At 66.3% G+C, this 26,380-nt stretch carries 27 protein-coding genes and 1 pseudogene; 12 read left to right on the top strand and 16 right to left on the bottom strand.

The window, feature by feature from the left end; all coding sequences use genetic code 11:
- Window positions 1-190, bottom strand: a pseudogene (locus D000_RS0102030) (ISL3 family transposase); the annotation flags it as partial.
- Between the two features lie 147 nt (window positions 191-337).
- Entirely contained in the window at window positions 338-691 is a 354-nt protein-coding gene (locus D000_RS0102025; protein WP_018871886.1) for a hypothetical protein, read from the bottom strand.
- A gap of 169 nt (window positions 692-860) precedes the next feature.
- Between D000_RS0102025 and D000_RS0102020 the strand changes: the two genes are divergently transcribed.
- A complete protein-coding gene (locus tag D000_RS0102020; RefSeq protein WP_018871885.1) occupies window positions 861-1,616 on the top strand; it encodes a molybdopterin-synthase adenylyltransferase MoeB in 756 nt (251 codons plus the stop codon).
- 29 nt (window positions 1,617-1,645) lie between these two features.
- On the opposite strand, the gene D000_RS0102015 is transcribed toward D000_RS0102020, so the two are convergent.
- The 5 genes from D000_RS0102015 to gatC all read right to left on the bottom strand — a co-directional run bounded on the left by D000_RS0102015 (window position 1,646) and on the right by gatC (window position 6,374).
- The gene (locus tag D000_RS0102015) at window positions 1,646-2,062 is read right to left on the bottom strand and encodes a hypothetical protein (RefSeq protein ID WP_018871884.1); all 417 of its coding nucleotides are present in this window, start codon (window positions 2,060-2,062) and stop codon (window positions 1,646-1,648) included.
- Window positions 2,063-2,199: 137 nt separating this feature from the next.
- Entirely contained in the window at window positions 2,200-3,096 is an 897-nt protein-coding gene (gene hslO / locus D000_RS0102010; RefSeq protein WP_018871883.1) for an Hsp33 family molecular chaperone HslO, read from the bottom strand.
- A gap of 18 nt (window positions 3,097-3,114) precedes the next feature.
- Window positions 3,115-4,548 carry an Asp-tRNA(Asn)/Glu-tRNA(Gln) amidotransferase subunit GatB gene (gatB, locus tag D000_RS0102005; protein ID WP_018871882.1) on the bottom strand — a complete coding sequence of 478 codons (1,434 nt, stop codon included), beginning with the start codon at window positions 4,546-4,548 and terminating at the stop codon, window positions 3,115-3,117.
- Between the two features lie 10 nt (window positions 4,549-4,558).
- Window positions 4,559-6,013 (bottom strand): Asp-tRNA(Asn)/Glu-tRNA(Gln) amidotransferase subunit GatA, encoded by a 1,455-nt coding sequence (gatA, locus tag D000_RS0102000; RefSeq protein ID WP_018871881.1) that lies wholly within the window; start codon window positions 6,011-6,013, stop codon window positions 4,559-4,561.
- Window positions 6,014-6,086: 73 nt separating this feature from the next.
- Entirely contained in the window at window positions 6,087-6,374 is a 288-nt protein-coding gene (gene gatC / locus D000_RS0101995; RefSeq protein WP_018865860.1) for an Asp-tRNA(Asn)/Glu-tRNA(Gln) amidotransferase subunit GatC, read from the bottom strand.
- A 140-nt stretch (window positions 6,375-6,514) separates the two neighbouring features.
- Here gatC and D000_RS0101990 point away from each other — a divergent pair, with 140 nt between their 5' ends.
- From D000_RS0101990 to rnd, 5 genes are all read left to right on the top strand, one after another.
- Entirely contained in the window at window positions 6,515-7,561 is a 1,047-nt protein-coding gene (locus D000_RS0101990; protein WP_018871880.1) for a rod shape-determining protein, read from the top strand.
- A gap of 187 nt (window positions 7,562-7,748) precedes the next feature.
- Window positions 7,749-8,618 (top strand): rod shape-determining protein MreC, encoded by an 870-nt coding sequence (gene mreC, locus D000_RS0101985; protein WP_018871879.1) that lies wholly within the window; start codon window positions 7,749-7,751, stop codon window positions 8,616-8,618.
- Entirely contained in the window at window positions 8,615-9,106 is a 492-nt protein-coding gene (mreD, locus tag D000_RS0101980; RefSeq protein ID WP_018871878.1) for a rod shape-determining protein MreD, read from the top strand. The genes mreC and mreD overlap by 4 nt, the downstream gene beginning before the upstream one ends.
- Window positions 9,107-9,193: 87 nt before the next feature.
- Complete coding sequence (locus tag D000_RS0101975) at window positions 9,194-9,496, top strand: DUF1244 domain-containing protein (RefSeq protein ID WP_018871877.1); 303 nt, start codon at window positions 9,194-9,196, stop codon at window positions 9,494-9,496.
- Window positions 9,489-10,637: a ribonuclease D gene (gene rnd / locus D000_RS0101970; RefSeq protein ID WP_018871876.1), complete on the top strand. Its 1,149-nt coding sequence runs from the start codon at window positions 9,489-9,491 to the stop codon at window positions 10,635-10,637. The genes D000_RS0101975 and rnd overlap by 8 nt, the downstream gene beginning before the upstream one ends.
- Before the next feature lie 24 nt (window positions 10,638-10,661).
- Here rnd and D000_RS0101965 read toward each other — a convergent pair whose 3' ends face one another.
- Window positions 10,662-11,105 carry a hypothetical protein gene (locus D000_RS0101965; protein ID WP_018871875.1) on the bottom strand — a complete coding sequence of 148 codons (444 nt, stop codon included), beginning with the start codon at window positions 11,103-11,105 and terminating at the stop codon, window positions 10,662-10,664.
- A gap of 130 nt (window positions 11,106-11,235) precedes the next feature.
- On the opposite strand from D000_RS0101965, the gene D000_RS13665 reads away from it, so the two are divergent.
- Window positions 11,236-11,793, top strand: a complete 558-nt coding sequence (locus D000_RS13665; RefSeq protein ID WP_081616621.1) for a SprT-like domain-containing protein — start codon at window positions 11,236-11,238, stop codon at window positions 11,791-11,793.
- Between the two features lie 175 nt (window positions 11,794-11,968).
- On the opposite strand, the gene D000_RS0101960 is transcribed toward D000_RS13665, so the two are convergent.
- The gene (locus tag D000_RS0101960) at window positions 11,969-13,222 is read right to left on the bottom strand and encodes a 3-deoxy-D-manno-octulosonic acid transferase (RefSeq protein ID WP_018871874.1); all 1,254 of its coding nucleotides are present in this window, start codon (window positions 13,220-13,222) and stop codon (window positions 11,969-11,971) included.
- Between the two features lie 20 nt (window positions 13,223-13,242).
- On the opposite strand from D000_RS0101960, the gene lpxL reads away from it, so the two are divergent.
- The gene (gene lpxL / locus D000_RS0101955; RefSeq protein ID WP_255349460.1) at window positions 13,243-14,172 is read left to right on the top strand and encodes an LpxL/LpxP family Kdo(2)-lipid IV(A) lauroyl/palmitoleoyl acyltransferase; all 930 of its coding nucleotides are present in this window, start codon (window positions 13,243-13,245) and stop codon (window positions 14,170-14,172) included.
- Between the two features lie 13 nt (window positions 14,173-14,185).
- Here lpxL and D000_RS0101950 read toward each other — a convergent pair whose 3' ends face one another.
- Together D000_RS0101950 and D000_RS0101945 are read right to left on the bottom strand one after the other, a co-directional pair.
- A complete protein-coding gene (locus D000_RS0101950; protein ID WP_026279691.1) occupies window positions 14,186-15,145 on the bottom strand; it encodes a mitochondrial fission ELM1 family protein in 960 nt (319 codons plus the stop codon).
- Window positions 15,146-15,173: 28 nt separating this feature from the next.
- Entirely contained in the window at window positions 15,174-15,845 is a 672-nt protein-coding gene (locus D000_RS0101945) for a 2OG-Fe(II) oxygenase (protein WP_018871871.1), read from the bottom strand.
- Window positions 15,846-15,994: 149 nt separating this feature from the next.
- On the opposite strand from D000_RS0101945, the gene D000_RS0101940 reads away from it, so the two are divergent.
- On the top strand, window positions 15,995-16,813 hold the full coding sequence (locus D000_RS0101940; protein ID WP_018871870.1) for an FkbM family methyltransferase: 819 nt from the start codon (window positions 15,995-15,997) through the stop codon (window positions 16,811-16,813).
- Between the two features lie 49 nt (window positions 16,814-16,862).
- Window positions 16,863-17,972 carry a glycosyltransferase family 4 protein gene (locus D000_RS0101935; protein WP_018871869.1) on the top strand — a complete coding sequence of 370 codons (1,110 nt, stop codon included), beginning with the start codon at window positions 16,863-16,865 and terminating at the stop codon, window positions 17,970-17,972.
- Window positions 17,973-17,987: 15 nt separating this feature from the next.
- Here D000_RS0101935 and D000_RS0101930 read toward each other — a convergent pair whose 3' ends face one another.
- Window positions 17,988-19,235, bottom strand: a complete 1,248-nt coding sequence (locus D000_RS0101930; RefSeq protein WP_018871868.1) for an O-antigen ligase — start codon at window positions 19,233-19,235, stop codon at window positions 17,988-17,990.
- A gap of 195 nt (window positions 19,236-19,430) precedes the next feature.
- Between D000_RS0101930 and D000_RS0101925 the strand changes: the two genes are divergently transcribed.
- Complete coding sequence (locus D000_RS0101925; RefSeq protein ID WP_018871867.1) at window positions 19,431-19,838, top strand: DUF6165 family protein; 408 nt, start codon at window positions 19,431-19,433, stop codon at window positions 19,836-19,838.
- On the opposite strand, the gene D000_RS0101920 is transcribed toward D000_RS0101925, so the two are convergent.
- The 4 genes from D000_RS0101920 to glnE all read right to left on the bottom strand — a co-directional run bounded on the left by D000_RS0101920 (window position 19,835) and on the right by glnE (window position 25,196).
- Complete coding sequence (locus D000_RS0101920) at window positions 19,835-20,746, bottom strand: glycosyltransferase family 9 protein (RefSeq protein ID WP_018871866.1); 912 nt, start codon at window positions 20,744-20,746, stop codon at window positions 19,835-19,837. The genes D000_RS0101925 and D000_RS0101920 overlap by 4 nt on opposite strands.
- A 61-nt stretch (window positions 20,747-20,807) precedes the next feature.
- A complete protein-coding gene (locus D000_RS0101915; RefSeq protein WP_018871865.1) occupies window positions 20,808-21,032 on the bottom strand; it encodes a zinc-finger domain-containing protein in 225 nt (74 codons plus the stop codon).
- Window positions 21,033-21,334: 302 nt separating this feature from the next.
- Window positions 21,335-22,255 carry a branched-chain amino acid transaminase gene (locus D000_RS0101910; protein WP_018871864.1) on the bottom strand — a complete coding sequence of 307 codons (921 nt, stop codon included), beginning with the start codon at window positions 22,253-22,255 and terminating at the stop codon, window positions 21,335-21,337.
- 13 nt (window positions 22,256-22,268) lie between these two features.
- Complete coding sequence (gene glnE / locus D000_RS0101905; RefSeq protein ID WP_018871863.1) at window positions 22,269-25,196, bottom strand: bifunctional [glutamate--ammonia ligase]-adenylyl-L-tyrosine phosphorylase/[glutamate--ammonia-ligase] adenylyltransferase; 2,928 nt, start codon at window positions 25,194-25,196, stop codon at window positions 22,269-22,271.
- Between the two features lie 130 nt (window positions 25,197-25,326).
- On the opposite strand from glnE, the gene D000_RS0101900 reads away from it, so the two are divergent.
- The gene (locus D000_RS0101900; protein ID WP_026279689.1) at window positions 25,327-26,364 is read left to right on the top strand and encodes a Fe(3+) ABC transporter substrate-binding protein; all 1,038 of its coding nucleotides are present in this window, start codon (window positions 25,327-25,329) and stop codon (window positions 26,362-26,364) included.
- Window positions 26,365-26,380: the final 16 nt, after the last annotated feature.

Raw genomic sequence — 26,380 nt, 5'->3', positions numbered from 1 at the left:
CCCGAACCCGCCGCAACGTCGTCTCGTGCACCTGACGCGTCCGGTGCCCGCAGCGTTCGCAGTGCATCCACTGCCGCGTCGGCTTCAGGTGCAGCTCCAGCGTGCCGCCGGCCTCCTCCGGCCACACCGCACGTTCCAGCCGATAGCCTTCCCAACCGCCCAGCTTCTGCAACGTCTTCTTGTCCAGCATCCCGCTCTCCCGTGTCCAACCCGGCTCCACGCGAGATTACGATGCCATTCAACGCTCGAATACCTCCCCGGTATCCTTCGATGAACCATAAAAAAGCCCCGGCGCACGCGCCGGGGCCAACCGTGTGATGCGGGTACGGACAGGCGCCTAGAACGGCAGATGCAGGTGCAGGTTCATCGAGCCACTGGGCGAACGGTGCCGCGGACGGCTGTGGTAATGATGGTGGTGGTGCTCCTGGTAGCTGTAGCGGTGCCCGTGCTTGTGGCCACGCCCGCGCTGCTGCGCGCGCTTGGCCTGCTTGTGACCATGCGCCCCCGGGTGACCCCGATAGTGCTTTGACCCGTACGAATGGCCGTGCCGCACATGCTGCAGGGCGGCCGCATCCACCGTGGCGGCGCCGGACGCGTGCAGCGCCGCGGCGACCGGCTGGGCCGCATGGATCGGAGCGGACAGGGCCAGCGCCAGCAGCGCCGCCGGGGCGAGTATCGCAATACGTTTCATGGAGTGAACCCTCCTTCCAGCCGGGTCGGCTGAGTGCGCCCACCGACCCGTGGTTGTGGCAGGATTGCCAGGTTCCCAGCGTAGGCCGCGTTCCTGAACGCCAGCTAACTGAGGCCGCCCCCGAACGTGACGCCGTTTACAATTCTGGCCCGACCCCGGAGACACCCCCATGGAAGACGAACAGCTTCTGCGCTACAGCCGCCAGATCATGCTCCCCGGTGTGGGGGTGGAGGGACAGCAGGCACTGCTGCAGGCGCACGCGGTCATCATGGGGCTCGGCGGCCTGGGTTCGCCGCTGGCTGCTTACCTGGCGGCGGCCGGAGTGGGCCGCCTGACCCTGGTGGACCCGGACCACGTCGAGGTGACCAATCTGCAGCGCCAGATCCTGCATACCGACGCCGACATTGGCCGCGACAAGGTGGCCTCCGCAGCTGCGCGGATCGCGGCCATGAACCCCGCCTGCCGCGTCGAGACTCGCGCGGAGCATCTGGATGCTGACGCCATGCGGCAGCTGTTCGCCACAGCCGACGTCGTTCTGGATGGCACCGACAACTTCGCTGCACGCGGCACGATCAGTCGTGCCGCGCTGGAGGCGAGCACGCCCCTGGTCTCCGGCGCGGTCATCCGCTTCGAGGGCCAGCTCACGACCTTCGATTACCGCTCGCCGGATGCTGCCTGCTACCACTGCCTGTACGGGGAAGGTGGCGGGGACGAGGACACCTGTGCCGCCAACGGCGTGCTGGCCAGCCTGCCGGGTGTGGTGGGCAGCCTGCAGGCAACCGAGGCCCTGAAGCTGCTGATGGGGCTGCCGACGCTGAGCGGCCGGCTGCTGATCCTCGACGGCCTGGCGATGCAGTTCCGCGAGATCCGCCTGCGGCGCGACCCGGCCTGCCCGGTGTGCAGCCCGCACCACGCGCCCGCCTGACCCCCGGCTGGAAGCCAGGCGCGCCGGACTCAGGCGCAGGAACGCGGCAGGAACGGCAGGACCTTGCCCGGCGGCGCCGCCGGGGAGGCCATATCGATGGCAGCACACAACTCGCGTTCCATCCCGCTCAGGGCGCGCTTCATCACCATGCTGCCCATGGCGTGGAACAGCAGCAGCTCGCAGGCAATGGGGCGATGGAGGCTACGCCGCCCGCGGGCGTGAAATGCGGTCCACGCCACCACCGGCATGTCATTCAGCACCCGATCCACCACGATCCAGGCATCCCGCTGCAGGATCAGATCCAGATGCTTGAGGCCCGGCGGCGACAGTCGGACCTCGGACCCCAGCCGCACCAGTGCACGCCGCGCCAGATTGAAATAGCGGGCCTCCACCAGCCATCCAGGCCGGACATCCAGGGTCGGGATTTCGGTGTGCCGGGAATACATTGCGCCCTCGTCTGCCAGACGCCAGAAACGTCAGACTGCATCTATAGCAAGACGAGAAAGGGGCGGGGCACGGAGACGCCCGTGACGGGCGCCCGGAGGTCACGACCGCCTAACGAGGGCCGGCCGCGAGGGGCGGACTACTGGCGGGTATCCGGCGTCGGCGGCTGCGTGCCCTCGGGCGCGCAAACCGCCTCGGCATCAACCGGGTCGAAGTGATAGTGCGCGTTGCAGAACTCGCAGGTCACGTCGACCGCGCCCTGCTCGGCCAGGATGCTGCGGATCTCCTCGCGCCCGAGACGGCGCAGGGTCTCGCCCACGCGTTCGCGCGAGCAGGAACAGTGGAAACGGACCTGCGTGCCATCAAACAGCCGCACGCGCTCCTCCGCGAACAGCCGCCCCAGCAGCGTGCCGGCATCCAGCTGGAGCAGCTCGCTGGCGCTGGTGGTCTCGGCGAGAATCGTCACCCGGTTCCACTCCTCCGAGTCACGCGTGACGGCATGCCCACCCTCGCCCGGCACCGCCTGCAGGAGCATGCCGGCGGCGGACTCGCCGCTGGCCGTCAGCCACAACCGGGTAGGCAGCTGCTCGGAGCGCTCGAAGTAGACGTTCATCGCATCCGCCAGGGTCTCGCCCTCCAGCTCGACCACGCCCTGGTAGCGCTCGCCGCCATCGCCCGGGTCCAGCGTCAGCATCAACCGGGCGTTGTCGCCGGCACACTGGGCCAGCGTCGCACCCTCGGGGGGCGTCTCGCGGAAGCGGGCCAGGCCGCGCAGCCGACCCTGCCCATCGGCCTGGGCCACGATCATGTGCACGGGGCCGGTACCGGTCACCTGCAGGATCAGCGAGCCGTCGAACTTGAGCGTGGCGGCCGTCAGCGCCACGGCCGCGTAGGCCTGGCCCAGCAGGTCGCGCACCACCGGCGGATACTCGTGGCGCTCCAGCAGGGCCTGCCAGGCGGCGTCCAGGTGCACCCACTCGCCGCGCACCCCGGCCTCCTCCAGCATGAAGCGGTGGAGGGTGTCGGTTTCAAGCATGAAGTCCGCAGCCCTGCATCATCCGTCCAGCTTGGCCTTCAGGCGCTCGTTCACCTGGGCCGGGTTGGCCTTGCCCTGGGTGGCCTTCATCACCTGGCCGACAAAGAAGCCGAACAGCTTGTCCTTGCCGCCACGGTACTGCTCGAGCTGCTGCGGGTTGCTGGCCATCACCTCGTCGATGATCGCGTCGATCGCGCCGGTATCGGTGATCTGCTTGAGCCCCTTGGCCTCGATCACCGCGTCGGCGTCGCCCTCGCCGTTCCACATCGCCTCGAAGACCTCCTTGGCGATCTTGCCGGAGATGGTTTCGTCCTGAATGCGCGCCAGCAGCCCGGCCAGGCCCTCGGCATTCACCGGGGCATCGGCCAGTTCGACCTCGGAGCGGTTCATCGCTGCGGAGAACTCGCCCATCACCCAGTTGGCGGCGAGCTTGGGCGCATCGCAGCCGGCGGCGACAGCCTCGTAGAAGTCCCCCATCTCGCGGCTGGCAGTGAGCACGCCGGCGTCGTAGTCGGACAGACCGTACTGTTCGACGAAGCGCGCGCGCTTGGCGTCCGGCAATTCCGGCAGGCGCTCCCGCATCCGGTCCACGAACGCCGTGTCCACCACCAGCGGCAGCAGGTCCGGGTCGGGGAAGTAGCGGTAGTCGTTGGCCTCTTCCTTGCTGCGCATGGAGCGGGTCTCGTCGCGATCCGGGTCGTACAGGCGGGTCTCCTGGACCACCGTGCCGCCGCCCTCGATCAGGTCGATCTGGCGTTCGACCTCGAAGTTGATCGCGCGCTCGACGAAGCGGAAGGAGTTCAGGTTCTTCAGCTCCGCGCGGGTACCGAACTCGGTCTGCCCCTTCGGCCGGACGGAGACGTTCGCATCGCAGCGGAAGCTGCCCTCCTGCATGTTGCCGTCGCAGATATCGAGGTAGCGCACCAGCGAGTGCAGCTTCTTCATGTAGGCCACGGCCTCCTTCGCCGAACGCAGCTCCGGCTCGGAGACGATCTCGATCAGCGGGGTACCGGCGCGGTTGAGGTCGATGCCGGTCATCGCCTCGAAGCCCTCGTGCAGGCTCTTGCCGGCATCTTCCTCGAGGTGCGCACGGGTCACCCCGATGCGCTTGATCGTGCCGTCCTCCAGCTCGATATCCAGGTGCCCCAGGCCCACGATCGGCAGCTCGAACTGCGAGATCTGGTAGCCCTTGGGGAGGTCCGGGTAGAAGTAGTTCTTGCGCGCGAACACCGAGCGCGGGGTGATCTCGGCGTTGATCGCCAGACCCAGCATCACGGCCCGCTCCACCGCGCCCTGGTTCAGGACGGGCAGCACACCCGGCATGCCCAGATCCACCGGGCAGGCCTGGCGGTTGGGCTCGGCGCCGTAGGCAGTGGGCGCCCCGGAGAAGATCTTGGAGACGGTATTGAGCTGGGCGTGGATCTCCAGCCCGATGACGGTTTCCCATTCCATGCGGCGATCCTCAGGCGAAGGCCGCCGGCACACGCGTGTGCCAGTCGGTCTCTTGCTGATACTGGTGGGCGACGCCGAGCAGGCGCGCCTCGTCGAAGTAGTTGCCGATCAGCTGCAGCCCCACCGGCAGGCCGTCGATCTCGCCGGCCGGCAGCGACATCGCCGGCAGGCCGGCGAGGTTGGCGGCGATGGTGTAGATGTCGGACAGGTACATGCTGACCGGGTCGGCCTTGGCGCCGAGGGCGAACGGCAGCTCCGGGGTGGTCGGCGCCAGCAGCACGTCCACGTCCGCAAACGCACGGCGGAAGTCGTCGGCGATGATACGGCGGACCTTCTGTGCCTTCAGGTAGTAGGCGTCGTAGTAGCCGGCGGACAGCACGTAGGTGCCGACCATGATGCGGCGCTTCACCTCGTCGCCGAAGCCCTCCCCGCGCGAGCGGGTGTAGAGGTCCATCAGGTCCTCGGGGTTCTCGCAGCGGTAGCCGTAGCGCACGCCGTCGAAACGCGCGAGGTTGGAGGAGCATTCGGCCGGGGCAACCACGTAGTAGGCCGGCACCGACAGATGGCTGTTGGGCAGGCCAACCTCGCGCACCTCGGCGCCACGGCCCTTGAGCACCTCGATGGCCGCGTCGATCACGCCGCGCACGCGTTCGTCGAGGCCCGCCTCGCCGAAGAACTCGGTCGGCAGCCCGATGCGCAGGCCCTTGAGGTCCTGGTTCAGAGCGGCGGTGAAGTCCTCGGCCGGGCGTTCGACGCTGGTGGAGTCGCGCTCGTCGAAGCCCGCCATCGCGTTCAGCATCTGGCCGCAGTCCTCGGCGGTCGCGGCCATAGGACCGCCCTGATCGAGGCTGGAGGCGAAGGCAATCATGCCGTAGCGGGACACGCGGCCGTAGGTCGGCTTGAGCCCGGTGATACCGCAGAACGCGGCCGGCTGGCGGATCGAGCCGCCGGTGTCGGTGCCAGTGGCCCCCGGCACCAGGCGCGCGCCCACCGCGGCGGCGGAGCCACCGGAGGAGCCGCCCGGGACACGCTCGGTATCCCAGGGGTTGCGCACCGGCCCGTAGAAACTGGTCTCGTTGGAGGAGCCCATCGCGAACTCGTCCATGTTGGTCTTGCCCAACATCACCGCCCCGGCGGCGTTCATGCGCTCGACCACCGTGGCGTTATAAGGCGAGACGAACGGATCGAGCATGCGCGAGCCGCAGGAGGTGCGCACGCCCTCGGTGCAGAAGATGTCCTTCTGCGCGATCGGCACACCCAGCAGCGGGGTCTGCTCGCCCTTCGCCAGACGCGCGTCGGCGGCTTCGGCCTGCGCCAGCGCCTGCTCGGCGGTCACGGTGATGAAGCTGTTCAGTTGCGGATCGAGGCGCTCGATCCGGTCCAGATACAGCTGGGTCAGTTCGCGCGAACTGATCTCGCGGGCCTGGAGCTTGCGCACCCAGCCGGACAGGGTTTCCTGGGCCATGGTTTCGGGGACTCTTGCTGGCTAGAAGCGTGACGGGTTCAACAGAACGGCAACAGCGTGGTTCGCGCGCGGATCACTCGATCACGCGCGGGACCAGGTACAGGCCGCCCTCGACGGCCGGGGCGATCGCCTGGTAGGCCTCGCGCCGGTCCGGCTCGGTGACCGCGTCCGGGCGCAGGCGCTGCTCGGCGTCCAGCGGGTGGGCCATCGGCTCCACACCCTCGATGGCCGCCCCATCCAGTTGTTCGACAAAGGCAAAGATATCGCTCAGCCCTCCCGCGAAATCCCGGGCCTGGTCGTCATTCATGGCCAGACGAGAGAGATGGGCGATGCGCCGGACTTCGGAGGTATCGACGGACATGGCGGGAAGGGTCCTGTTGCGTTCAGTTCGACGGGCAAAACGGAGCGCAAACTTACCACAAAGCCGTTGTTGCCCAAACCCCGGGCGCTTGCTAGAGTCCTCGGCTTTCCCGCCCGCCCACTCAGCCAGGTTTTTTCTTCATGTTCAAGCGCCTTCTGGGGTTGTTCTCCAACGACATCTCCATCGATCTCGGCACCGCCAACACCCTGATCTACATGCGGGGCCAGGGCATCGTCCTGAACGAGCCCTCCGTGGTCGCCATTCGTCAGGACCGCGGCCCGGGCGGACCGCGCTCCATCGAGGCGGTGGGGATCGAGGCCAAGAAGATGCTCGGCCGCACGCCGGAGCACGTGGTAACGGTGCGCCCGATGAAGGACGGCGTGATCGCCGACTTCACCACCACCGAGAAGATGCTGCAGTACTTCATCAAGAAGGTGCACGAGCGGCGGATCTTCCGGCCCAGCCCGCGCGTACTGGTCTGCGTACCCTGTGGCGCCACCCAGGTGGAACGCCGCGCGATTCGCGAATCCGCCTTCGGCGCCGGGGCGCGCAAGGTCTACCTGCTGCAGGAGCCGGTGGCCGCGGCGATCGGTGCCGGCATCCCGCTGGACGAGGCGGTCGGTTCGATGGTGCTGGACATCGGCGGTGGCACCTCCGAGGTGGCCGTGCTGTCGATGAACGGCATCGTCTATTCCGAGTCCGTGCGCATCGGCGGCGACACCTTCGACGAGGCCATCATGGCCTACGTGCGCCGCAACTACGGCGTGCTGATCGGCGAGGCCACGGCCGAACGCATCAAGCACACGGTGGGCTCGGCCTACCCGGGCAAGGAGCTGCTGGAGATCGAGGTCAAGGGCCGCAACCTGGCCGAGGGCGTGCCGCGGTCCTTCACCCTGAACTCCAACGAGATCCTCGAGGCCCTGCAGGACCCGCTGTACGGCATCGTCTCCGCCGTGCGCACCGCGCTGGAGCAGACGCCACCGGAACTGGGCGCGGACGTCGCCGAACGCGGCATCGTTCTGACCGGCGGTTCCGCCCTGCTGCAGCAGCTCGATCGCCTGATCATGGAAGAAACCGGAATCCCGGTCGTCATCGCCGACGACCCGCTGACCTGCGTCGCCCGCGGTGGCGGCCGCGTGCTGGAGATGCTCGACGAGAAGCGGGTCGACTTCCTGTCCATGGAATAACCCGCAGCGCGGGTCTCCTGTAACCGGAAACTCGGGTTAAACTCCGGGCCGCAACAGGTCGGCAGCGGCGCAGGAACGACACCGTCACCCGCGCCCTGCCCCGTCGACGCGTTCCGCAACCGGAGGTCTCGCCATCAGCAAGCCGCTGTTCAGACTGGGTGTATCGCCCACTCTGCGCCTGCTCGCGGTGATCCTGCTGGGTCTGGCGCTGATGGCGCTGGACCACCGTGTGAACGAACTGCAGGTCGTGCGCAGCACACTGGCCACGATCACCTACCCCCTGCAGGTCGCGGTGGACGCACCGGTCCGCGCCGTCAGCCGTGTGCTCGACTCGTTCACCAGCCGCGAGGATCTGATCACCGAAAACCGGATCCTGCGCAGCGAAAACGCCGAGCTGCGGGCGCGGCAGCTGCGCTTCGAGGCCCTGCAGCTGGAGAACGACCGCCTGCGCGCCCTGCTGAGCACCGCCGAGCAGGCCGAAGAGCGGGTGGAGATTGCCAAGCTCCTGGCCGTCGACCTCGATCCCTTCCGCCAGCAGATCGTGCTGAACAAGGGACGCCGCGACGACGTGTACGTCGGCCAGCCCGTGATCAACGCCGACGGCGTGATCGGCCAGGTGCTCTCGACCCGCCTGAACAGCTCCATCGCCCTGCTGATCTCCGACCCCGCGCACGCCCTGCCGGTGCTGAGCGCGCGCACCGGGCTGCGCGGCCTGGTGGTCGGCACCGGCAACCCGCAACGCCTGGAGATGCGCCACGTCCCGCTCCAGGAAGACGTCGAGCCCGGCGACCTGCTGCTGACCTCGGGCCTTGGCGGGCGCTTCCCGGCCGACTACCCGGTGGCCCGGGTGGTCTCGGTGGAGCGCCTGCAAGGCCAGCCGTTCCTGAGCATCGAGGCGGAACCGCTCGCGGCCCTGGACCGATCGCGCGAGGTCCTGCTGCTGTGGACCGACGGGGTGTCCCCGATCATTGACCCGATCACCGTGGACGAGACGCCGGAAGGCGCAACCGGATCACAGGCTCCAGGACCCGCCGACCCTGCCCCGGACCACCCGTGACGCGCTCCATCGGCATCCCCTGGCCGGTACTGGCAACCCTGCTGGTCGCCCTGGCCCTGGCCATCATCCCGATCCCGGAGACGCTGCGCCCGGCCCGCCCCGAGTGGCTGGCCCTGGTCATGATCTACTGGGCCATGGCGTTCCCGTCGCGTATCGGCATCCTGACGGCCTTTGCCTCCGGTCTGCTGCTCGACACCCTGCTCGGTCAGCTGCTGGGGCAGAACGCGATCGCCCTGGCGGTGATGACCTACATCGTGCTGCAGATCCATCCCCGCCTGCGGGTATACCCGGTCTGGCAGCAGATGCTCGTGGTCGCCATTCTGATCGCCCTGTACAAACTGCTGGCCCTGTGGCCGCAGGGCATCACCGGGTTTCCGCCGGGCAGCATCCTGTACTGGTCGCCGATCCTTACCAGCGCCCTGGTCTGGCCGCTGATCTTCCTGCTGCTGCGCGACCTGCGCCGACGCTGGCTGCTGCACCTGACCTGATGCCAAAGGGCTGACGGCTTCGGCGGGCGACTCGAAGTGGACCGCGCCCCTCGCGCATACTGTAGCCATCCCGACAAGGAGAACCCGATGGACTCAAGCAAGCAAACCGAGATCGAAGCCGCCGTATTCCGCCGCCTGCTGCAGCACCTGGACGAACGCAAGGACGTGCAGAACATCGACCTGATGAACCTGGCCGGGTTCTGCCGGAACTGCCTGTCCAAGTGGTATGTCGCGGCCGCGGAAGAACGCGGCGAGACCATCGACTACGAGGGTGCCCGCGAGATCGTCTACGGCATGCCGTACAGCGAATGGAAGGATCGCTACCAGCAGGAAGCGACGCCCGAGCAGAAGGCCGCCTTCGAGGCCAGCCAGAAAGCCCATAATGCGTGACCACGGGCTGATCGAGCACGAGGACGACCTGCAGGGCTTCCTCGACGCGATTGCGGGGACCGACTGGGTCGCGCTGGACACCGAGTTCATGCGCGAGAAGACTTACTACCCGCGCCTGTGCCTGATCCAGCTGGCCACCCTCGACCAGATCGCCTGCGTGGACCCGCTGAAGGTGGATATCCGGCTACTGGAACCGCTGCTGTTCGATGCCGGCGTCACCAAGGTCTTCCACTCGGCCTCGCAGGACCTCGAGGTCCTCTATCGCGAATTCGCGCGCGTACCGGGGCCGGTGTTCGACACCCAGATCGCCGCGGGCATGCTGGGCCATGGCGAGCAGATCGGCTATGCCAATCTGGTCAAGGCCCTGCTCGACCGCGAACTCGACAAGAGCCAGACCCGCACCGACTGGGCGCGCCGCCCCCTGAGCGAGCAACAGGTCCGTTACGCCGCGGACGACGTACGCTTCCTGGCGACGGTCTACATGCGCCTGGTGCACGAGCTCGAAAGCCATGACCGCATGCACTGGCTGCGCCCGGAAATGGAGGCCCTGAGCAACCCGGCCCTGTACGAACCGGACCCCGAGGGCGCCTGGCAACGGGTATCCGGCGCCAAGCGCCTGAAGCCGCGCGAACGCGGCGTGCTCAAGGTCGTCGCGGCCTGGCGCGAGCGCGCCGCGCAGGAAAGCGACCGGCCGCGGCGGTGGATCCTGGCCGACGACATCCTGATCGACATCGCCCGGCGCACGCCGCAGGACCTGGACGGCCTGCGCCAGCTGCGCGGCTTCCCCGATGGCATGAAGGCCCCGCGCCAGGAGGCGCTTCTGCAGGCGATCCGCGAGGGTCAGTCACTGCCCCGCGAGGCGTGGCCCCAGTTGCCGGAAAAGACCCGCCTCACCGAGGCCGAAGAGGTCCTTGCGGATATCGGCATGGCCCTGCTGCGCGAATGCGCACGGCGCAACCAGATCACCGCCAGCGCGATTGCGCAGCGCAAGGACGTGATTGAACTGCTCAAGGGGGACGGAACAACCGGCCGCCTGGGCAGCGGCTGGCGCTTCGAGATCGCCGGGCGCACCATCCGCCGCTGGTTCACCGGCGAGGGGGCGCTGAGCTGCGCGGACGACGGCCTGCTGATCCAGCCATGAGCCGCCGCCCGCACACCGCGGCGGTCAGGCGCTCTTGTAGATCCCGCGGCGCGGCGAGGTCAGGCGCCCCTGGCGCTTCAGGTAGGCCAGCGTCTGACTGATGTTCTTGGTATCCAGGCCTGCCTTTTCGGCCTGCGCCTTGATGTCCTTGATCCCCATCTCGGGCTGGGTGGCGACGATCTCGCACAGCTTCTGGCTGATGGATTCCCCGGCCGCACGACGCCCGCGCCGTCCGCCGCTGGGGGCGGCGCGGCCCACGCGACCGCCGAGTTCGCGGATCTGGCGTTCCAGCTCGTTGAGTTCCTTGCGATGGCGCGCCAGCATCTCCTTGCGCTTTTCCATCAGTTTTTCGCGCTGCTCGCGGCGCTCGGCCTCCTTGCTCTCGGCCTCTTCCTTTTCGCGCTGGCGGGCAAGGGCGTAAAGTTCTTCCGCCGACAGGTCGGAGGCCTTTTTACTTTCAATACTCATGTGGAACTCCTGGGTTCTGAAAACTCATTCGCTAACCGACCCGCGCACGCGAGCCGCGCAAAAATCCGGGGAAATACAGATCAACGCATCCCGGCGCAAAACCAAAACACGCACATGCTAATCCGATCCCATGGAACAACGCCAGAAAGATTATTACAGGACCCGTAAAACCAAAAGCCCGGAGGCTGCCCTTTGCGAAGAACGCAAGGCACTCATACGGGATGAAGTCGTGCGCCTTTTCCGGAAACTCGCACCCGGTTCAGATGTTGCTGTTCCCGCGATCCGTTTTGATCTGAAAGGCCGTGCCGCCGGGCAATGGCGTCTGCGGGCCGGCCAGGAAACGCTTCGCTTCAATCCCGAGGCCTTTGTACTCGACTGGCACGGGCACTTTCCCGAGACCGTCGCGCACGAGGTGGCGCACGCGCTGATCTATCGCCGGCACGGCGCACGGCGGGTACGGCCACATGGAAGGGAGTGGCAACAGTTGATGCAGGCGATGGGGTTTGCCCGGCCGCGCGCGACCCACGCGACGCCCCTGACCGGGCGCAGGATGCGCGAATACCTGTACGCATGCGGCTGCGGTCACCGCCCTATGAGTGCGCGCCGGCATTATCTGATTCGCGAGCGCGGATACCGCTACCAGTGCCGACAATGCGGCGAATGGTTTACCCACATCCGGGAAGACTGACGCCGCCTGCGCACGCGATACAGCGGTGCACGCTGTCGTTTTGACTCCGGGTGCCAGAGCGGGATACCCGCAGGCAGCAGGCCGAGTGAAAGCGCGCGGAGAATGATGTACGGGAGACCGCGCCTTTACCTACAAAAATCGCGCGCGGCGCACGTATATGCAAATCCGCACCTCCCTACCCCGAGACGCGGGCCTCAAGGTACTGAAGCAGACGCCCGGTCGCCCCCTGATGCGACTGCAGAAACGCCACCGAGCGCGCCCGCAATGCGTCACGCTCGGCGGGAGCCTGCGCCAGCAGTGCGCGGATTTTTGCGACGACCTCGGCAGGATCGCCCGCGCGCTGCAACACACTCGCCGCCTGCATGGACGCGACCAGTTGCTCGAAGTTGTCCACATGCGGGCCCATCACGACGGGGCAGTGCCACAAGATGGCCTCCAGCGGGTTGTGCCCGCCCACCGGCACCAGCGATCCGCCGACGAAGGCTGCATCGGCGAGCCCGAAAAAGCGCTTGAGCTCGCCCAGGGTGTCCAGCAGCCAGACCTGCGTGGCAGGCCCCGGGCCGCCCTCACTGCGCCGCACGAAGGGTTCGCCGGCACGCTCCAGCAAGTCCGCAACCTCGCCAAAACGCTGCGGGTGACGGGGCGCGATGATGATCAGGAGGTCCGGGTACTCGTCGCGCAGGTCGCGCAGACCCGGCAGCAGCCTCGCCTCCTCGTCCGCGTGGGTGCTGGCGAGGATGACCACCGGCCGCGCACCCACCCATGACCGCAGGCCATCCACCTCATGGCGATCCGCGGCGTCGATGTGAATGTCGAACTTGATATCACCGTTCACCGTGAGCCGGTCGGCTGCCGCGCCCAGGCCGACGAAGCGGTCACGGTCGAGCTCATTGCGGCATGCGATCCAGTCAAATTGGCGCAGAGTCGGTCCGATGAGACGCGGTATGCGTGCATAGCGCCGCGCCGAACGCTCGGAGAGCCGCGCGTTGGCCAGCACCACCGGGACCTGCGCGCGGGCTGCCTGCGCCAGCAGATTGGGCCAGATCTCGGTCTCCATGATCACCACGCAACGGGGGCGCACCGCGCGCAGGAACCGACGCTGCAGCCAGGGCAGGTCCAGCGGCAGAAACCGGTGCGTGACCTGCCCGCCCAGGCGCTCTTCCAGCATGGCCGCACCAGTGGGCGTGGTGGTCGAGACCAGCGGCCGCACCCCGCTGGCGAGCAGACCCCGAATCAGGGGCTCCGCCGCCAGGACCTCGCCGACCGACACCGCATGGATCCATACCGGCGCCGGAGCGGGCGCTGCGGCCCAGCCCATGACCTCGCCCAGACGCACGCGCACCGGCGCGCGGCGACTGCGCAGAAGGTGCCGGATCAGAAGCAGGGGGGTCAGCAACGCCAGCAGCGCCGTGTAGACTACGCGGGTCATTCGCAGGGAGACTCCGATCCGTGACGGCACGGCCCGAACCATCGAGCGCGACCGAACGCCCCCCGCGCGGCCCCGCCACCTGGCCCATGTGGGCCGTGATCGGGCTGGCGCGGCTGATCATCCAGCTGCCCATTCGCTGGCAACAGGCCTTGGGCCGCGGCATGGGGCGACTGTTCTACCGCCTGGGCCACGAACGTCGGGCCATTGCCCGCACCAATCTGGCGCTGTGCTTTCCCGACCAGCCTGCCGCCCGCCGCGAACAGTGGCTGCGCGAGCATTTCGAGGCGGCCGGGATCGGCGTCCTGGAGATGGCCATGGCCTGGTGGGGGCGCGACGCGCAGTTCAAGGGGCATTACACAATCCACGGAATGGAACATCTCGACCGGGCGCTGGAACAGGGCCGGGGAGCCCTGCTGGTCAGCGCCCATTTCACCACACTCGAGCTTTGCGGGCGCCTGCTCGCGCTGCACCGGCCGTTCGCCGCGATGTACCGGCCCAGCGAGCGCCCGCTGATCAATTATCTGTTCAAGGTCAATCGCAACCGGCACACGGCCGGCGTCATCGCCCGCGACGACGTGAAGGAGCTGCTGCGCACCCTGCGCAGAAACACGCCGGTATGGTACGCGCCCGACCAGGCGACCACAGGCCGCCAGACCGAGCTGGTCCCGTTCTTTGGCGAGCCGGCCAACACCCAGACGGCCACGCACCGCATCGCCCGCGTAAGCGGCGCCCCGGTCCTGCCCTTCTTTGGGTACCGTCGGGACGACGGCCACTACGTCGTGACCATCCACCCTCCGGTGGAAAACTTCCCCACCGACGACGCCTACGCCGACACCCTGCGCATCAATCAGCTTATCGAGCAGGCCGTGATGGATGCCCCGGGCCAGTACTTCTGGACCCACAAGCGCTTCAAGAAACGCACGGGCCTGCCGGACCCTTACGCGGGCTGACGGCCTCGCTGGATCAGTCTGCGAGTCCCAGCGCGTTCCGGATATGCGCAGCGACCATCGGGGTGTCATTCACCGGCGTGTAGGACCACTGATCGAGCGCTCCCGTGAATGGCCGGGTCACGCCTTCCGCCTCCAGCGCAGAATGGAAGGCCTGCAGCCGATGGCCGAGCGGCCCCAGCGCCGCCGTATAGACAGGCACGCCGGTGGCGGCCGCCTCGGAGACCATGGACACGGAATCGGCACTGACCACGATATGGTCGGCGGTCGCCAGCATGGCCATGTAGGGGTTTTCCCCCGTTCCGTCCCAGACGAAGCCCGGGACCCCCGCCAGCCCCTCGACCAGGTGCCGGGTGCTGGCCTCCCCCGTGCGCCGCGACGGCGTCACCAGCACACTGCCACCAGCCGTAGCCGCAGCCTCGCGCAGATCCCGGACCAGACGGTCCAGCCGCTCCCACCCGAGATCGCCGCGCTGGGTCGCGCCACCGACCAGCACCGCAATCCAGGGCCTGGGAAAGGCGGCCCAGGCCTCGCCCAGAGCGGCCCGTGCGGCGTCGAGCCCCTCGGCGGTGACCCGATGCAGGGCACCGCGCGTCGCGATCACATTGGGGCCCGCCAGCCCGTCGTGACGCGGCGGCACCACCCAGTCGAAATGGCGAGGGGAGATCTGTGGATCCTGCACATGGACGGTCATGATGGCGCCGCCACTGGCACGCTTCAGGGCCACCGCCACCATGGCACTGCGACGGCCGCAAGAGATCAGCAGCCGCGGCCACGGCGGCTCCAGCGCATCGCTGTCAGCGGTCAGCCCCCGCAGCACGCCCGGGGCAAAGGAACCACGCATCCAGCGCCAGGGGCGGCGCAGGCTCACGGTCTTGTGCTCGTAGGGCAGCCCGACGGCCTCGGCCAGGCCGCGGACCTGACTGGTCATCCCTGCTTCACCGGTGGTCAGGGTCCAGCACGAGATCTCATTCACAGCCAAGCGACCCGCGTCCGGCTTTCGCTCAAGCGGGCACACCCCGCTGCACAGGGGTATCCGGCGAGGCCAGTTCGTGCCGATTGCGCCACTCTTCAGTGACGTAGTTGATGATCAGGGACCGGCGTACGCCCTCCAGCGGGCGCCGATGATAACCGTGCCAAGTGTTGTCGGCCGGCACAAATACCAGTGCGCTGTTGTAAGTCCCGGGGGCGGTCTCGTAGTGCGTATCGGCATCCACGTAGACATCCGTACCCCAGTTCTCGAAGCCCGGATCGGTGGACAGGTACAGCAGCATGGTGAATTTCTTCACGCCCAGATCCGTGTGCGGTGCCAGCCAGAAACCCTCGGTATCCAGGCAGTGCTCGATGCGCAGGTAATTGCCGCTCACGTCCACGCCGCACACATCAAAGATCGCATCCAGCACTTGCGGACTCTCGAAGGCCGCCGCAACGCTCTCGCAGACCTCGAAGGCATTCCGATTTTCGGCGTCGAAGAAGCGCCGGGAGCTGTTGTGCGTCTCGCGCTTGCCCTCGGTATCCCCGATCGCCGGCGGCGCGAACGGCAGCGCCTCCACCGCGCGCGCGGCCGCCTCCGGCAACACCGCCTGCGGATACCAACGCCGATACGGGTATGCCTCCGACGATGCCCGCCGCAGCGATGCCTCGACCTGCTCTGCCACCTCTGCGACCGGGTTCATGTCTTTCCTCGAAAAATTAGATATTTGAATTCACGATTGTAAAGCAACGAGCACAGCAGCCAAAACCTCCGGACGCCCGAGCTGCTAGAATTCGGGGTCTTTACAAGCCGCACACGCCATAATTCGTGGCACCCCGGACAAGGCGATCCATGACATCCAGACCCGCCCCGAAGCCCTCCGCATTCGGCAACCACCGCCCCGAAAAGCGTGCGCTTCCATTCCTCTGGATCGTTCGCCTCGGACTCGCCCGCGGCGAGCTTTCGCGCGGGTTGCGCAAATTGTGGACGCGCTGGTTCGACCACGTGGTGGACATCGAGGCGAGGGGGATTCGCTATCGCCTGAACATCGGCGACAACGTCACCGATGCCAAGATCCTCCTGTCTTCCAAACAATACGATCAGACCGAACTCCAGCATCTTGCGCACGCATGTTCCGGGGGCACGTTCGTCGATATCGGTGCCAACACGGGCTACTACAGCCTGCAGGTTGCCGCCTCCGGGGCGCGTCAGATACTTGCGATCGAGCCGAACCCGCCCACCTTCGAACGCCTGGCATTCAACATCAACTGCAATCCATTCGCGAAAACGGTTCGCGCCCTCAAACTTGCCATTGGGCCCAAGGGGCGCGTAGCCCTTCACAAGACAACAACGCTTGGATCGGCCTCACTAATGAAGAGGGATCTTCACGAAGCGGGCGCCACCGAGGTCGAGTCCAGCCCGCTCCTCGATGTGCTGAAAGCAGAAGATATCACCCAGATCGACGGGTTAAAGATCGACATCGAAGGATACGAATACCAGGCGCTCGAACCCTTCTTCAGGGACGCACCCCGCTCGCTGTACCCGCACTGCATGGTCGTGGAAAAGTGCCACGGGCATGTCTGGGAGCAGGACGTCATCAAGCTGCTCCAGCCCCATGGCTACACGCTCACCGCACAGACACGCTCCAACGCGATTCTGCACCGAGATTGAGGGGCGGCGGACCGAGCCACGGCCAGGACAGCACCGGGAGAGTCACACCATGACCACCATCCTGCAGGTCGTTCCCGCCCTCGAAGCGGGGGGCGTAGAGCGCGGCACGCTCGAAATCGGACAGGCCGTGGCTGACGCCGGGCACCGCTCTCTGGTGATGTCGGCAGGCGGCCGCATGGTGCCCGAACTGGAGCGTCAGGGCAGCGAGCACTTCGCCTGGCCGATCGGGAACAAATCCCCCTGGACCTTCCGGCTGGTGCGCCCACTGCGGCGTTTCCTGCAACAACAACGCGTAGATGTGATCGATGTTCGTTCGCGTATGCCGGCCTGGGTCGTCTGGCGGGCATGGTCGCGGATGCCCGCAGCTACCCGCCCCCGACTGGTGACCTCGGTGCACGGTTTTAACTCCGTGAACCGGTACAGCGAGATCCTCACGCGGGGAGAACGCGTAGTGACAGTATCCGAGACCCTGAGGCGTTTCCTGCTGGAACAGTACCCGCGCCTGGATGAACAGAGGATTGAAGTCATCCATCGGGGCGTTGACACCCGCGAATACAACCCCGGGTTTCGACCATCTCCCTCCTGGGTGGCCCAGTGGGAGGAAGCCTTCCCCCAGCTTCACTTGCGGCACGTCCTCACGCTTCCAGGCCGAATTACCCGACTGAAGGGCCACTTCGACGGCTTGGACATCCTGCAGGGCCTGCTACAGCGGAGCATCCCGGCGCACCTGCTCGTGGTCGGCGGCACCGATCCACGCAAAAAGGACTACCAACGCGAACTGCAGGGGCGCATCTCCGAACTCGGCCTGGCATCCCACGTCACCTTTACCGGACAACGATCCGACCTCCGGGAAATTCTCGCATCCTCCAATGCGGTGCTTTCCATCTCGTCGCAACCCGAGTCGTTCGGCCGCACCACCCTGGAAGCCCTCAGCCTGGGACGACCTGTCCTTGGGTACGATCATGGCGGAGTGGGAGAACAGCTTGCCCAGCTGCTCCCAGAAGGACTGATACCGGCCGGGCACACACAGCGCGCGGTTGAGCGACTTGCCGAATGGGCCAAAAGAAGCCCCCCGCACCCTCGCTGGCCCCACTCGTGGGACCTGGACAGCATGTGCCAGCGCACCCTGGCTCTCTACGGAAAGATCGCCGAACGATAATTTCCCTTGCGCGCTTTACCGGTTCGTTTGCCGATACACGATGGGGGTCAGCGCAAGCGCAACCACCAGCCACAGTACGGCGGTCGAATAGGAACTGTAGAGCGTCCAGTGGACGTTAAGCGGATTCAGCGCTACGAAGATTGCGACCGCACCGACCACAAAATCAGGGCGCGCCTCGCGCAGGCCACGTCTGGCGCCTCGCCACAACGCCCAGAGAATGCCCACCAGAGCCGCCAGATAAGCTACAAGCCCGACAATTCCGGTGGACACCAGAACATCCATAAAATACAAGTGGATATGCGAGAAAGACATATCGGTGTAGCCACGTGCATGAGCCACGGGCTCGACGCCGCGGACCCCCACGCCCAGGATCGGCTCATCCTTCGCAACCTGCCAGGACGCAAACCAAATCGTCCCGCGCCTTGCGGTCGCGGCATCAAGGCCCTCGATACTGAAATCGGACATTTGGGTCACGACCGCCAGGCGATCTCGGGTTTCAGGTGACACCCAAAGGGCCGCGGCCACTCCCACCGCCAGCATCCCTACCAGCACACCCACGACCCTCGGTCGCAAGCGGTAAAACCAGACCAGGAAAACACCGTAGGCAACCACCGTAACCAGAGTTGCGAGCATCGCGGCTCGGGAACCCGAAAGGACGATCGCAACGATCACGATCAATGGCAGCAGAAGGGCGAGCCGACTGGAAGAGGCCAGTCGACGCGATGCCTCGAGCACAAATGGGAGGAAGTGCGCGAGCACAATCCCCAGCCGCATGTTCGGATGAAACAAGCCGTCGATCCGGCGACCGTTATATGGATAGCCAAGGATGTTACTGCCCGAGAAAAACTGCAGAAGCCCATCCAGCGACCAGAAAACCGCAAGCGCCAGGACTACATAGAGAACCGGTATCGCAATGTCACGACGCCGAGCCACCCACAGGATCGGAATCACGGCGATCGCAAACAAGGGGTAGGTAAGCGCGGTTCGCAAGGCACGATCGAAATCAACCGCCACCGAAAGCGCCATCAACTGGGGAACCCATAACGCCAGCAAAAGCAGGAATGCCCAGCGTATCCAGGGCTCCCGCCAGAGTACCCCGCACCGGGTGACCAACAGCGCAATACCGAGAAAAGCCAGAAGCGCCAGAGGCGCAAACACGCTCGTCCCGAACGGCAGAGCGAAAAGAGCAAGCGCTGCAAGCACCACTACGCCAGGGAACCACCAATCGACCCGTCCACTTTCCCCTTTCACAAAGCGCCCCATTCGCCCATCAACGCTGTCGCCCGAAACCGGTTGTCATCTTATCAGCAGTAGCGTTATCAATTGAGCGTACGGCCCGGGAGACCAGGCCGCATCGCCCGCACGGTTGTCCAGCCTTGCTATCATCCCTCCGATTGCCACCTCCCTTGGGGAATCCACATCCTGTAACAAGCCAGACAGGGACAAGGAGCCTGATTCATGACTACGAAGAACCCCGGCACGATCACCGTCGAAGTAGGCGCGGGCGAGCTGCTGGACAAGATCACGATCCTGAAGATCAAGGACCAGCGGATCTCCGATCCCGAAAAACTCAGGAACATCCGTCACGAGCTCGATGCGCTCGGCAGGACATGGTCGACTGCGGGCATTGACAACCCCGAGATCGAGGCTCTGGAGCGCGAGCTTCTGGAGGTCAATGTAAAGCTCTGGGACATTGAGGACGAGATCCGAGAATGCGAGGCACGGCAGGATTTCGGTGAGCGTTTCGTGGAACTGGCCCGGTCGGTTTACATCACCAACGATGAGCGTGCGCGCATCAAGAAGACGGTCAACACCCTGTGCAATTCGGCCATCGTTGAAGAGAAATCCTACGCGAGCTATCGCTAGCCAAAGTGGAGATCCGACGCCATCTCGCGTAGCACAGTCTGCATCGGGAGTTCCTTTAGGTCCGCCGCTTCGATGGCCCGAAACCTCGCACGCGACAACCCGGTCCGCACGGGCGATGCATGGGGCCCGAACAGGGCTAACCCTGGCTTTCCAAGACTCGCCGCCACGTGCGTCGGCCCCGTATCGTTCCCGACGACGTAGGCGGCACCCCGGATAACCCCGGCCAGCCCGAACCAGTTCAGAACCTTGCCAGCGTCATCAAACAGCGCAAGCGCCGGTATGGACCGACTCAGCTCCAGCTCGTCCGGACCGGGAACCGTAACAATCTGGTACTTCGTGCGCTCGGCCAGGGCTGCAGCAAGTTCCGCATAGAACGGCCAGCGCTTCTCGGGATGGCTGGCCGAAGACCCGGGGATGAGCATGATGTATTCGCCGGTCACACCATTCGCCCGCAAAATGGAAGCGACATCCTCCGCCATCCAGCTTACATCCGGCTCGAGCGTGTGCGTGGTTTCAAGCCCGGCCCCCGACAACTGTCGCTGAAATGCCGCAAGCGCGGATTCCTCGCCCCGCTCGCGCTCACCGCAGATCCAGATCGCGCGCTGCAGGATGTGACGCCGATAGATGGATGTTCGGCTCGAATTCTGCAGATCGTAGACGCGATCAAACCGCTCGGCTCGAAGCATCCGCGCCAGACGCCACCAGACCACCAGCTTCCAAGCCTTTGGGCGGGTCTCGGTCAGGACACGGTCAACATGCGGGCAACGTTCAAAAATGGAACGATACGAAGGCGTGGTCAGGACGACCAGCTCGTCATTCGGGTGATGCTTGCGGATATCCCGCAATGCGCCATCGGCCTGCACAACGTCGCCGAAGGCGCCGTGCTTGATTACCAGAACCTTAGCCATCCAATGCCTCGGCAAGCCGTCTTGCCGCCCCCAACCACCGGTCTCGGCGACAACGTCGGACTCAGGTGTCGTCCTTCAGGATGAACTGGGTGCCGCAGTACGGGCACTGGTAGCGGCCGTCCGGGGTCTCGTCGATCGGGAGGTAGACGCGCGGGTGCGAGGCCCACAACGCCATCTTCGGCGTCGGGCAGTGCAGCGGCAGGTCTTTCTTGGTGACCGTGATCTCCGGCTGCGCGTTCGCGGTCTCGTACTGGTCCTGGTGATGAGCGGTATCGGGATTGACCATGGTTTTCGTCTCGCGTGTTGGGGAAACACTGATTAATGCACGCGCTCGCGCTCGAGTCGCTTTTGCGTGCGAACAAGGCGCGGTGACTGCCGTGCAGTCATTCTGCACAAGGGAACCGCAACGCCGTTCCCGCGCAAAAGCGGCCGAGCCCCGTCTTTCAATAGCTTGTGGGGGTTGGCACCCCAGGTTCCCCGATCCTGCGTTGCGCCACTTGCGGGTAGAACCACTACCCGCTGCACGACGCGCCTTGTCTCGGAAAACCTGGGGTGCCAACGCGAGCGTGTGCATTAATCAGTGTTTCCCTAGAGGTAGGTCAGCCAGCCGTCGTGCTGACGGTCGCGGCCCTGTACGACATCAAAATAGCGCGATTGCAGACGTTCGGTAATCGGCCCACGGGTGCCGGAGCCGATCGGGCGGTCGTCGACCTCGCGGATCGGGGTCACCTCGGCAGCGGTACCGGTGAAGAAGGCCTCGTCCGCGATGTAGACCTCGTCGCGGGTGATGCGCTTCTCCACCACGCGCAGGCCTTCCTCCTCGGCCAGGCTGATCACCGTGCGGCGGGTGATGCCGTCCAGCGCGGAGGTCAGGTCCGGGGTGACCAGTACGCCGTCGCGCACCAGGAAGATGTTCTCGCCACTGCCCTCGGCCACGTAGCCCTCGGTATCCAGCAGCATGGCCTCGTCGTAGCCGCAGCGGGTCGCTTCTTGCAGGGCCAGCATCGAGTTCATGTAGTTGCCGTTGGCCTTGGCCTTGCACATGGTCACGTTCACGTGGTGCCGGCTGTAGGACGAGGTGCGGATGCGGATGCCCTTCTCCATGCCCTCGTCGCCCAGATAGGCGCCCCAGTGCCAGGCCGCCACCATCGCGTGCACGTTCAGGTTGTCCGCGCGCAGGCCCATGCCCTCGGAGCCGAGAAAGCACATCGGGCGCAGGTAGGCGCTCTCCAGACCGTTGTCGCGGACCGAGGCGATCTGCGCATCATTCAGTTCGTCGGCCGAGTACGGGATGGTCATGCCGAGGATCTTGGCGGAGTTGAACAGGCGCCGGGTGTGGTCCTGCAGGCGAAAGATCGCCGGGCCACGCTCGGTCTTGTAGGCGCGCACGCCCTCGAACACGCCCATGCCGTAATGCAGGGTGTGGGTCAGTACGTGGGTCTGCGCCTCGCGCCAGGGCACCATCTGCCCGTCCAGCCAGATCACCCCGTCGCGGTCGGCCATCGACATGTCTTGTATCCCTCTAGGCGTTCTTGTTGGCGACCGGGTCCGGCGCACCGAACAGGTCATTCCAGGTTTCGATTATGCGGTCGCGCACCGCCAGCAGTTCGTCGTCCGGCTCCTCGACCCGGGCCTCGCAGCCCGCCAGCGTCAGACGATGGATGCGGTTGCGCAAGTCCCGATAGGCATCCGCCAGCGCCTCGCTCAGGCCCGCATCAATCACGCCCTCGCGCCCGAGGGTTTCCAGCGTGCGAATCTTGTCCGGCCAGTCGCAGACAGCGGGATGGTCGTGGGCGGATACCAAAACCCAGTATTGAACCATGAATTCGATATCAGTGATACCGCCGCGATCGCGCTTGAGATGGAAGCCCTGGCCCTTTTTCGAGGCGTGCTCCGCCAGCATCCGGCCGCGCATCTCGACCACCTCGGCGCGCAGGGCTTCCGCGTCACGCGCGCGGGTCAGCACCTCGCGGCGCAGGGCATCGAACTGCTCCCCCAGCGCCGGGTCGCCGGCGACGAAACGGGCCCGCACCAGTGCCTGATGCTCCCAGGTCCAGGCGGACTCGTCCTGATAGCGCCGGAACGCCTGCAGCCCGCTGACCAGCAGGCCCGCGGTTCCGCTCGGACGCAGCCGGGTGTCCACCTCGTACAGGCGCCCGGCCGGGGTGAAGGCCCCGAGCAGATGCACCACGCGCTGCGCGACCCGGGCGAAGAACTCCGTGTTGTCGATCACGCGGGGACCGGCGGTCTGGGCCTCGTCACCCTCGCTGTCATGCAGGAAGACCACGTCCAGGTCCGACCCGTACCCCAGCTCGAAGCCGCCCAGCTTGCCGTAGCCGATCACCGCGAACCGGGCACCGCGCCCTCCCTCGACACCGCCGCAGCGCGGCTCGCCATGGCGCTCGACCATCTTCTCCCAGGCCAGCCGCAGGACCCGTTCCAGCAGGACCTCGGCCAGCCAGGTCAGGTGATCGGAGACCTTCATTAGCGGCAGAAACCCCATGATATCGGCCGCCGCCACCCGCAGCGTCTGTACCTGCTTGAACTGGCGCAGGCGGTCCAGCATCTGCTCGTGGTCCTGTTCCGGAAACTGGGCCAGTTCGGCCTCCAGCTCCTCGCGCAGGCCGGACCGGTCCGGCGGGGCATACAGGGCCCGCGGGTCCAGCAGTTCGTCCAGCAGCACCGGGTGCCGGGTCAGCTGCTCGTTGATCCACGGGCTGGCCGCCACCAGCTTGACCAGCTGGGAGAGCGCCAGCGGATTCTCCACCAGCAGCGACAGATACACCGAACGGCGGGCGATGGTGCGAACCATCTGCAGGGCGCGCGGCAGGACGGCATCCGGCGCCTCCATCTCGGCGATCGCGCCGATCAGCAGCGGCATCAGACGATCCAGCCGCTGACGCCCGGTGACGCTCATGGCTCTGACCCCCGGGCTCTCGCGCAGATCGGCGATGCCCCGCAGCGCCTCGTCGGCATCCTGGAAGTCCATCGAACGCAGGACCTTTAGCGCATCCGCCTCCGGCAGCGAGCCCTGCCACAGACGGTTCAGCTGCTGTTCGCGATCGGTCTCCGGCGAGGCCTCCATGGCCTTGCCGTCCGCCCGCTGCGGGGCACTGAAGACCTGCTCGAAATGCGCATGCACCCGCCGCTGCTCGCGAACCAGGGCCATCTCGAAGGCGGCCTCGTCTTCAAAGCCCAGCGCCAGCGCCAGGCGGTACCGATCATCCCCGTTGGAGGGGAGCCGGTGCGTCTGCTGGTCGTTCAGCATCTGCAGGCGGTTTTCCACCCGGCGCAGAAAGCGATAGGAACGTTCGAGCTGTTCGACCACGTAACCCGGCAACAGCTCGCGCCCCTTCAGCACGTCCAGAACGCCCAGCAGGTCGCGCCGTTGCAGCGCCTGGTCCCGGCCGCCCCGGATCAACTGGAAGGACTGCGCGATGAATTCGATTTCACGAATCCCGCCCTCGCCGTGCTTCACATCCTCGAAGCGCCCGCGGCGTGCCGACTCGTCGTTGATCATCTGCTTCAGCTCACGCAGGTTCGCGAGCGTGCCGTAATCCAGGTAACGCCGGTAGATGAAGGGACGCAGCCGACGCATCAGCCGGGCCCCCGCCTCCGGGTCCCCAGCCAGTGGCCGCGCCTTGATCAGGGCATAGCGCTCCCACTCGCGCCCGTGCGCCTGGTAGTAGTCCTCCATCGCATCGAAGTGCATCACCAGCGGGCCTGAATCCCCGAATGGACGCAGACGCATGTCCACGCGATAGCAGAATCCGTCCGCGGTCACATCCGAGAGCACCGCGATCAGCTGCCGCCCCAGGCGCCGGAAGAACTCCTGATTCTCGATCACGCGCTCGCCGTCGGTCTCCCCCGACTCCTCGAAGGCAAAAATCAGGTCGATATCCGAGGAGAAGTTGAGCTCACCCCCACCCAGCTTGCCCAGCCCCAGCACTACCATGGACTGCGCCTCGCCCGCCGGTCCGCGCGGCTGGCCATAGCGCCGCTGCAGGTGCTCATCCAGCCAGCGCATGGCGCCGGCGATCAGCGACTCGGCCAGACGACTGAGGTCATGCATCACCTCGTCGAGATCCGCCAGCCCGGCAAGGTCGCGCCAGGCAATGCGGATCAGCTCACGGTGGCGCACCTCGCGCAGGGCCCGACGCAGACCGGCATCGTCCTCCACCCGCTGCAGGCGCGCCTCCAGCGTGCGCGCAAACGCGGCGTCGTCACAGGCCGCCACCCGGCTGTCCGGGTCCAGTGCCTCCAGCAGGTACTCCGGGTGCTGGCGCACCGTCTGCACCAGGTAATGACTGAAGGCGAGCGGGGCAGGGGTCGCCGCCAGCAGGGAGTCCGGCCAGGCGAGCTTGTCTTCCAGCTCGTCGAGCAGCGCGCGGACCTCCTGCTGCAGCGGTGACGACAGGGTGGCGGGCGAATCGGGAAGCGGCTTGTCCATGCGCCAAGCGTATCAGCGTTGCGGACGAAGACCACCCCGCCCCGCACGCTTGACTTGGATGCGAACACAAATGACAATCGTTATCGTCTACGCAATGCAGTTCCGCGACACCCGCAACCAGGATCGACCCATGCGCTATCGCCCCCTTGCCTGGCTGGTCGGCACCGCCGCCGCCATCGCCATCAGCATGCCCCTGGTGGGCTGCAGCCCCGCCGATCAGGACGAGGTCAATCTCTACTCCGCGCGCCAGGAAAACCTGATCCGCCCGCTGCTGGAAGACTTCACCGACCAGACCGGGATTCGCGTCAACCTCGTAACCGGCGCGGCAGACAACCTGCTTCAGCGCCTGCGCCACGAGGGTCGCAATTCACCCGCGGATCTGTTCATCACCGCCGACGCCGCGCGCCTGCATCAGGCCCGCGAGGCCGGTGTCCTGCAGGCCGTGGATTCGGACGTTCTGCGTGCCAACATCCCGGAGCGCTACCGTGACCCCGAGGGCCTGTGGTTCGGACTGTCCACCCGTGCCCGCCCCATCCTCTATCACAAGAGCCGGGTCGACCCCGATGCACTTTCGACCTATGAGGCCCTGACCGAGGAACAGTGGCAGGGACGCATCTGCGTGCGCTCCTCGAGCAATGTCTACAACCAGTCGCTGGTGGCCGCGATGATCGCCACCGAGGGGGCCGAAGCCGCCGAGGAGTGGGCCACCGGCATCGTCGCCAACATGGCCCGCTCCCCGCAGGGCGGCGACCGCGACCAGATCCGCGCGGTTGCGGACGGCGTCTGCGATGTGGCGATCGCCAACACCTACTACCTGGGCCTGATGCTGAACAGCGAGGGGCGTGACCGCGAGGCGGCCGAACAGATCGGCGTCTTCTGGCCCAACCAGGACGGGCGCGGCACCCATGTAAACGTCAGCGGTGCCGGTGTCACCGCACACGCCCGCCACCGCGACAATGCGATTCGCCTGCTGGAATTCCTGACCTCCGCCGAAGCACAGGAGTGGTACGCCGAGGCCAACCAGGAATATCCGATCCGCGACGACGTGCCAGCCAGCACCACCCTGCGGGGGTTCGGGGAGTTTCAGGCGGATGACATCGAACTCTACCGCCTGGGCGATCACAACGCCGAGGCCGTGCGCATCATGGACCGGGCACGCTGGCGCTGACCCGGCCTGAACCGCC

Source organism: Thioalkalivibrio sp. ALJ16, assembly GCF_000377345.1.
Taxonomy (GTDB): Bacteria; Pseudomonadota; Gammaproteobacteria; order Ectothiorhodospirales; family Ectothiorhodospiraceae; genus Thioalkalivibrio.
The sequence above is the reverse complement of the archived record's forward strand: the minus strand, read 5'-3'. Positions and strand labels throughout refer to the sequence as shown.

Bases quoted from the DNA above. Each gene is read 5' to 3' on its own strand.
- D000_RS0101965 (WP_018871875.1), bottom strand. From the start codon at position 11,105: ATGAGTATTGAAAGTAAAAAGGCCTCCGACCTGTCGGCGGAAGAACTT.
- D000_RS0101900 (WP_026279689.1), top strand. From the start codon at position 25,327: ATGCGCTATCGCCCCCTTGCCTGGCTGGTCGGCACCGCCGCCGCCATC.
- gatA (WP_018871881.1), bottom strand. From the start codon at position 6,013: ATGGCCCAGGAAACCCTGTCCGGCTGGGTGCGCAAGCTCCAGGCCCGC.
- D000_RS0101935 (WP_018871869.1), top strand. From the start codon at position 16,863: ATGACCACCATCCTGCAGGTCGTTCCCGCCCTCGAAGCGGGGGGCGTA.
- D000_RS0101915 (WP_018871865.1), bottom strand. From the start codon at position 21,032: ATGGTCAATCCCGATACCGCTCATCACCAGGACCAGTACGAGACCGCG.
- gatC (WP_018865860.1), bottom strand. From the start codon at position 6,374: ATGTCCGTCGATACCTCCGAAGTCCGGCGCATCGCCCATCTCTCTCGT.
- D000_RS0102020 (WP_018871885.1), top strand. From the start codon at position 861: ATGGAAGACGAACAGCTTCTGCGCTACAGCCGCCAGATCATGCTCCCC.
- D000_RS0101920 (WP_018871866.1), bottom strand. From the start codon at position 20,746: ATGGCTAAGGTTCTGGTAATCAAGCACGGCGCCTTCGGCGACGTTGTG.
- D000_RS0101945 (WP_018871871.1), bottom strand. From the start codon at position 15,845: ATGAACCCGGTCGCAGAGGTGGCAGAGCAGGTCGAGGCATCGCTGCGG.
- D000_RS0101930 (WP_018871868.1), bottom strand. From the start codon at position 19,235: ATGGGGCGCTTTGTGAAAGGGGAAAGTGGACGGGTCGATTGGTGGTTC.
- D000_RS0101990 (WP_018871880.1), top strand. From the start codon at position 6,515: ATGTTCAAGCGCCTTCTGGGGTTGTTCTCCAACGACATCTCCATCGAT.
- glnE (WP_018871863.1), bottom strand. From the start codon at position 25,196: ATGGACAAGCCGCTTCCCGATTCGCCCGCCACCCTGTCGTCACCGCTG.
- D000_RS0101910 (WP_018871864.1), bottom strand. From the start codon at position 22,255: ATGTCGATGGCCGACCGCGACGGGGTGATCTGGCTGGACGGGCAGATG.
- hslO (WP_018871883.1), bottom strand. From the start codon at position 3,096: ATGCTTGAAACCGACACCCTCCACCGCTTCATGCTGGAGGAGGCCGGG.
- D000_RS0102025 (WP_018871886.1), bottom strand. From the start codon at position 691: ATGAAACGTATTGCGATACTCGCCCCGGCGGCGCTGCTGGCGCTGGCC.
- D000_RS0101975 (WP_018871877.1), top strand. From the start codon at position 9,194: ATGGACTCAAGCAAGCAAACCGAGATCGAAGCCGCCGTATTCCGCCGC.
- D000_RS13665 (WP_081616621.1), top strand. From the start codon at position 11,236: ATGGAACAACGCCAGAAAGATTATTACAGGACCCGTAAAACCAAAAGC.
- D000_RS0101925 (WP_018871867.1), top strand. From the start codon at position 19,431: ATGACTACGAAGAACCCCGGCACGATCACCGTCGAAGTAGGCGCGGGC.
- D000_RS0101940 (WP_018871870.1), top strand. From the start codon at position 15,995: ATGACATCCAGACCCGCCCCGAAGCCCTCCGCATTCGGCAACCACCGC.
- D000_RS0101960 (WP_018871874.1), bottom strand. From the start codon at position 13,222: ATGACCCGCGTAGTCTACACGGCGCTGCTGGCGTTGCTGACCCCCCTG.
- D000_RS0102015 (WP_018871884.1), bottom strand. From the start codon at position 2,062: ATGTATTCCCGGCACACCGAAATCCCGACCCTGGATGTCCGGCCTGGA.
- gatB (WP_018871882.1), bottom strand. From the start codon at position 4,548: ATGGAATGGGAAACCGTCATCGGGCTGGAGATCCACGCCCAGCTCAAT.
- rnd (WP_018871876.1), top strand. From the start codon at position 9,489: ATGCGTGACCACGGGCTGATCGAGCACGAGGACGACCTGCAGGGCTTC.